The organism is Coprococcus intestinihominis, assembly GCF_040096555.1.
In the GTDB taxonomy this organism is placed as follows: domain Bacteria; phylum Bacillota; class Clostridia; order Lachnospirales; family Lachnospiraceae; genus Coprococcus_A; species Coprococcus_A intestinihominis.
In genome coordinates this window covers 1-5,600 of the sequence record NZ_JBBMEK010000224.1, presented here as the reverse complement: position 1 = coordinate 5,600, position 5,600 = coordinate 1, and the positions used below count along the sequence as shown (strand labels likewise).

At 53.4% G+C, this 5,600-nt stretch carries 6 protein-coding genes and 1 pseudogene; all 7 read right to left on the bottom strand.

The window, feature by feature from the left end; translation table 11 throughout:
• Nucleotides 1-144 precede the first annotated feature (144 nt).
• Nucleotides 145-738, bottom strand: coding sequence for a nitrogen fixation protein (locus WMO25_RS14150; RefSeq protein ID WP_256303954.1), 594 nt, complete (start codon nucleotides 736-738; stop codon nucleotides 145-147).
• A 15-nt stretch (nucleotides 739-753) separates the two neighbouring features.
• A complete protein-coding gene (locus tag WMO25_RS14145; protein WP_349085838.1) occupies nucleotides 754-3,087 on the bottom strand; it encodes a VirB4-like conjugal transfer ATPase, CD1110 family in 2,334 nt (777 codons plus the stop codon).
• A gap of 67 nt (nucleotides 3,088-3,154) precedes the next feature.
• Nucleotides 3,155-3,535, bottom strand: a complete 381-nt coding sequence (locus WMO25_RS14140) for a PrgI family protein (protein ID WP_256303955.1) — start codon at nucleotides 3,533-3,535, stop codon at nucleotides 3,155-3,157.
• On the bottom strand, nucleotides 3,504-3,992 hold the full coding sequence (locus WMO25_RS14135; protein ID WP_256303956.1) for an XF1762 family protein: 489 nt from the start codon (nucleotides 3,990-3,992) through the stop codon (nucleotides 3,504-3,506). The genes WMO25_RS14140 and WMO25_RS14135 overlap by 32 nt, the downstream gene beginning before the upstream one ends.
• Nucleotides 3,980-4,549, bottom strand: a complete 570-nt coding sequence (locus WMO25_RS14130) for an MT-A70 family methyltransferase (protein WP_349085837.1) — start codon at nucleotides 4,547-4,549, stop codon at nucleotides 3,980-3,982. Before WMO25_RS14130 ends, WMO25_RS14135 begins: the two co-directional genes overlap by 13 nt.
• 13 nt (nucleotides 4,550-4,562) lie before the next feature.
• On the bottom strand, nucleotides 4,563-5,432 hold the full coding sequence (locus WMO25_RS14125) for a VirB6/TrbL-like conjugal transfer protein, CD1112 family (RefSeq protein WP_007046101.1): 870 nt from the start codon (nucleotides 5,430-5,432) through the stop codon (nucleotides 4,563-4,565).
• Between the two features lie 39 nt (nucleotides 5,433-5,471).
• A pseudogene (locus WMO25_RS14120) lies at nucleotides 5,472-5,555 on the bottom strand (Maff2 family mobile element protein); the annotation flags it as partial.
• Between the last annotated feature and the right edge of the window lie 45 nt (nucleotides 5,556-5,600).

Here is a 5,600-nt window from a genome sequence, read left to right as displayed (position 1 = left end):
TGTCATCGGGCAGAGTTTTCAGGATTTCAAGGCAATCGCCGGTATGAATGATGTCAAGTTGTATGGTGGTGTACCTCCTGTTCTGTTGGATTTGTGTTTCCATTGAAATGTTGGCTGTGAAACCCGACAACATTTCAATGGGCATCAGTCGGAGTAATACTCGTCCGGCTCATAGTCCTCATCTTCCATGAAGTCCTCGTCGAGATCGTCAATCTCGTCTGCCCAACGGTCGAAGATTTCCTCGGCTTCCTTCGCCGCCTCACGATAGAGGCTCAGGCGGTTCTTCTCAAAGGCGGCAAAGGCGGGGACGAACTTGCCGAACTCGCGGATTGCCTTCACATCCTGCGTGCGCATATCTGCGACGCACTGAATGATTTCGGACATCGTGAGCAGATCGTCGATCATCAGCTCATACTTGTCCTTGGGGATAGTTACGGCTTCATCATCCGCTGCGTCAGCGAAAGGGGTATTCTCGTCGCTGTTGCTGCACTTGGGAACATCAACCTTGAAGTAGAAGCCGATCATATCCACAGATACCTTGGTCATAATCTGACGCGCCTCCTTGACCTTTTCGTCGATGTCCTCCCTCACATGGAGGTAGGCGCGATGATGCTTCTTGAGATCGCTTTCCAGTCGGACCAGATCGGTCAGCTCCCACAGAGCCTTAAACAGTGCGGAGGTGTTCTCTCCGTATTCGATAGCGTCCGCGTAGGGAATGGTAATCATCTTGTTGTTCATATTCAAAAATCCTCCTTAGTTCTGTACGGTTTCTTCGGGTTTGGTGGTCATGATGCGGTAGAGCTGGGTGTCCTTCGGGAAATCGTCCTTGAAGGGAACGATGGTCGAGCCATAGAAGATCAGCCCCTCACCGGCATTGGAATTGGTGATGTAGTTCTGCTGGCTGGGCGAGATGTTCAGCGCCTTCGAGAGAATCTGCCGGTCTCCGGACGCCTGATTCAGAAGGTAGACAAAATCCGAGTTTTCAAAGATGTTCTCCACCTCGCGGGACGCAAGCAGATCCTTGACGTTCTGGGTAATGCCGGTCGGAATGCCGCCCCATTTTCTGAAACGCTTCCAGATTTCCACGCTGTACGCGGCGGTCTGTTCTTCCTTCAAGAGCAGATGGAACTCGTCCATGTAGTAGCGAGTTGCCTTGTGCTGGGCGCGGTTGATGGTAACTCTGTTCCACACCTGATCCTGCACAATGAGCATTCCGAGCTTCTTGAGCTGCTTGCCGAGTTCGCGGATGTCATAGCAGACGAAGCGGTTGTTGACATCCACATTCGTTCTGTGATTGAAGACGTTCAGAGAGCCGTGAACATAGATTTCAAGGGCGGTTGCGATGCGCTGTGCCTCCGGCTCCTTCTGATTTCTCAGAATGTTGTAGAGGTCTTCGAGGATCGGCATTTTCTCCGGCTTGGGGTCTGCAAGAAACTCCTGATAGACCATGCGGACACTGCGGTCAATGATGGTCTTCTCAACCGGCTGCAAGCCGTCCTTGCCGCCGACAATCAGCTCACACATAGAGAGGATGAAGTCGGATTTCAGCGTCAGCGGGTTTTCCTCTTCGGAGTAGTTCGTGTTGATGTCCAGCGGATTGATGTAATCCGTGCTGACCGGCGAGATGCGGATGACCTGACCGCCGAGCTTCTGCACGAGGGGAAAATACTCGGCTTCGGGGTCGCAGACGATGATGTCATCCTCTGTGATGAGGAAGGCGTTCGTCATTTCACGCTTGGCGGAGAAGGACTTACCGGAACCGGGCGTACCCAAGATCAGCCCGTTGGGGTTCTTGAGCTGCTTGCGGTCCACCATGATCATGTTGTTGGACAGCGCATTCAGCCCGTAGTAGAGAGCTTCGCCGCCCTGAAAAAGCTCCTGCGTGGTGAACGGCACGAAAACCGCTGTGCTGGAAGTGGTCAGTCCTCGTTCGATTTCCACCTGATTGACGCCGATAGGCAAAGAGGACATCAGCCCTTCCTCCTGCTGGAAGTCAAGACGCTTGAGCGCACAGTTATACTTTTGGGCAATGGCGGCGGTCTGGAACACCGCGTTTTCGAGCTTCTGGCGGTTGGTTGCCGTATTCATGATGAGGATGGTCACAAGGAACAGTCTCTCATTGCGGGTCTGGAGATCCTGCAACAGACGCTTTGCCTCACCGCCGAAGGTGGCAAGATCGGACGGGATGATGTCCATATCGTAGCCGGAGCGGACCGCCTTTTTCTGCTCTTCGATCTTCATCTTGTCGAGGTCGGTGATCTTCATCTTGATGCTCTTGATTGCCTTTGCCTGGTCAATCGTCCGGATATGAAAATTGACCGTGATATTGCTGTCCATCTCAAGGAAGTCGGCAAGCATACGGTCATTGAGTTCCGGCGCGAGGATTTGCAGGAAGCTCACCGCGCCGACGGTTCTGCCCATCTTGAAGCACTTGCCTTCACGGAAGTCAAAGGAAGTGGGCGCGATGAAGTCCTTCGTGCTGAGTCCTGTCCGGGCAACCATATCGAAGGAAAAGCGGAACGGCTCATTGGTGTCCATGTTGAACACATCATGAAGCACTTTCAGCCGCTCATAGCCGGACAGCGGTTCCGTCCTCACACCAAGGGTTTTGAAGTTGTTGAGAATATCGGTTTCAATGCGTTCGAGCTTCGGCTTTGCCGTGCGGAGGGAGTCCGCCTCAATGCCGAAGGTGATGTACTTCTTCTTGATCAGCCCGTTGTTGCCCTTGGTGAGCTGGCTTTGCAGCATACCGGAATACTCGGAGCGGATGTCGTTGAAGGCGTCCTCCTGTGCCGGAATGTTGATGCGCTTGCGGAACTCATTGAGGCTTGCCTTCTGATTGATGAAGGAGAGCTGGACGAAGATCGAGCTGTCGAAGTAGTTCAGAAAGTCGCACCAGTTCTCAAAGATGGCAGTTTTGTCCTCGTTCTGCGCAAGCTGGTAGTTGATGTCCTCAAAGGCGATGGACTTCGTGTAGAGGCGGCTGTTTACCTTGCAGATACCGTCGCGGCACATCTCCACATAGGGAATGGTCTGCTGGGCGGACTTGCGGACTTTCTTTGCCTTCCTGTCCTTTTTCTTCTGCATGACGATCCGCTTCTTTTCCTGAGCGGAAAGGGCATCGCCGTAAACGACGCCGTTCTTGACCGTCATCTTAGGCTTTGCCTTTGCTGTGCTGTTGTTCAAGCTGCAATTCCTCCTGTTCTTTGATTTTTCGCTGAATTTCAGCGTAGAGATTGTTTGTGCGATAGGGGCGCACCTTGTCCCGGATAAACATGGACTGTACGATGTGGTACAGATACTTCTCGGCGGGCTGACCGTCCTTCTCGTAAAGTGCGAAGAAGATGAACGGGAGCATGATCACTACCATCAGCATTGCCGCCGTAGACAAGTCGAGATGCGCCTTCGCCAGAAAGAAGATCGGGACGCCGACCGCCGCAGCGATGGAAAAACAAATGAGCTGCCGCTTGGTCAGGTTGAACATGACCTTCGTTTTGACGCGGTTAAGATCCTTCGGGACCGGAACAAATGCCATTGACTGTTTCCTCCTTTCTAAGCTGCTTTTCGTAGCGCAGCTTCATTTGTGCGGGATACTGTTCCTCCTTCGGCTGACGCTTGCCCGTCCAGCGAAGCCCACCCGCTTTGCCTTGACAAATCCAGCCGGAAGCCCGAAGGCTTGCACCGTTTTCGCTTTCCAGCGTGTAGGTGATGATGCGCTTATAGCCCATAGCCGCAGCAGCTCTTGCCGCCGCGCCGTAGAGAAAGCTGCAAGCGTTCTTCGCCCCGTTGGTGCATAGCCTTGTAACCTCCAATGTGAAGCCGTCATCCAGATACCGGCTGACGGGACGCCCGGCGATGATTACACCGACAAGCTCACCGTCTGCTTCACAGCCGATGGAAAACTTGTGACCGGCAACCGGCTTGTGATGCCGGTGATGCTTCCGGACATACTCGTTGGCGTCTCGAAGAGAGATAGGTCTTAGCCGCAGCATGGTGTTTCCTCCATTGGAAGATATGCCGTGCATTCGACCTCGTTGCCCCAAACGTCCCAGCCTTCGGGAGACTGACGGGCAAAAAGCTCTACGCGGGGAAGGTCTCCCATGAGCCGAACAATGCGTTCCCGCGCCTCATCCGGCTTTTTGGAATGCTCTTCGATGTGGCTGAGGATGACCTGACGCACACCGGCGTCAACTCGCTTCGGATGTCCCTTCGTGGCAAGGATGCAGATTTCCGCGTTTGCCCTTGTCCAATACCCCATGCCGGTGAAGAGGTCATCGTTCTTGCGGTTTTGCTTCACCCATACAAAAGCCACGGTCTTATAAGAAAAGCCCCATGCCGTCAGCACTTCGAGTGCTTCACAGAGGCATGGGAACGTGATCCAGAGGAACAGAGCGCAGTCCTTCGCAGCCAGTTCGCCAACCGGAAGTGCCTTGATGTCTTCAATGCACATCGTCGGATAATGGCTTTCTGCCGACCGCCCCTGTCCCTTCTTGGAGTAAGTCCGATACGCCCAAGGGGGATCGGCGTAGATGATGCTGTACTTCTTCATGCTGCCGACCTCCTTAGTGCGCATGGAAAATGGATTTTGCGAGGCTTCCGGTCTTGAACAGCGAGAAGCACAGAATGACCGTATACGCTGCCACAGAGAACAGAGCCGAGTGAATGTTGTCTGCGATAATCATGCCGTTGATCAGCACTGCGTAGATGCCGACGCAGACCATGATGAGAAAGCCCTGAAATGCCAGAGCGAACAAGCCTTTCAGATAGTTCGTGCCGATGCTGCCCCATTCGCGGTTGCTCATGGTTGCGATGGGAATAGGCGCAATGCTCACGGTGCAGTAAATCTCAATCATGCGCCCGTAGAGAATGACCGTAATGAGGATCGCCATGATTTTGAGGCACAAGCTGATCAGAAGAGTTTCTATCGACAGTCCGAGCAGTTCTCCGACGCCCATGTTCTCCATGCCGGTACGCATCTGCGCAATCGTCGAATCAATATCAATACTGGTGTTGCCGTGGATGACTCCGGCTGCACCGGAAACCACGTTCTGCCCGATGTCGAATACTGCCATCACGATGTCAAACGTATGCGTCACGAGGTAGATCGCCACAGCCGCCTTGAAAAACCACTTGAAGAACATCCATGTGTCCATGTCGTGAAGGTTGTTTTTCTCGGTGATCATGGAAATCAGCTCGTAGCACAAAACGAAGGTGATGATGATACCAGCGATGGGGACTATCACGTTTTCGGATAGTCCCCGGATCATCTGGTACACGCCGCCGTTCCAGCCGGACGGTGTTTGCCCAACTTCGGCGGCAATCGTTCCTACCTTCTCATTGACATCGGTGAACATATTGGTCAGGTTGCTCTCGATCCATCCGATCAGCATATCCTTGAGAGCTTGTTCGATCTTTTCTAAAATGCTGCCCAATATTTCACCACCCTTCGGTTAAGCTGGGCTTGCCGTGGATTAGCCGAACAAACCGGAGAGCAGGGGGATGAGGGTCGTGCCGATCAGCACCACACCGCCGCCAGCCATGAGCTGTTTTATCCCCAATTAGGTGTAAAACTCTGCTCGATGGCGGGCGGCGGCGTACAA

What these genes read in the sequence shown, in the direction of transcription:
- WMO25_RS14150 (WP_256303954.1), bottom strand. Translation starts at nt 738, where the DNA reads ATGAACAACAAGATGATTACCATTCCCTACGCGGACGCTATCGAATAC.
- WMO25_RS14145 (WP_349085838.1), bottom strand. Translation starts at nt 3,087, where the DNA reads ATGCAGAAGAAAAAGGACAGGAAGGCAAAGAAAGTCCGCAAGTCCGCC.
- WMO25_RS14140 (WP_256303955.1), bottom strand. Translation starts at nt 3,535, where the DNA reads ATGGCATTTGTTCCGGTCCCGAAGGATCTTAACCGCGTCAAAACGAAG.
- WMO25_RS14135 (WP_256303956.1), bottom strand. Translation starts at nt 3,992, where the DNA reads ATGCTGCGGCTAAGACCTATCTCTCTTCGAGACGCCAACGAGTATGTC.
- WMO25_RS14130 (WP_349085837.1), bottom strand. Translation starts at nt 4,549, where the DNA reads ATGAAGAAGTACAGCATCATCTACGCCGATCCCCCTTGGGCGTATCGG.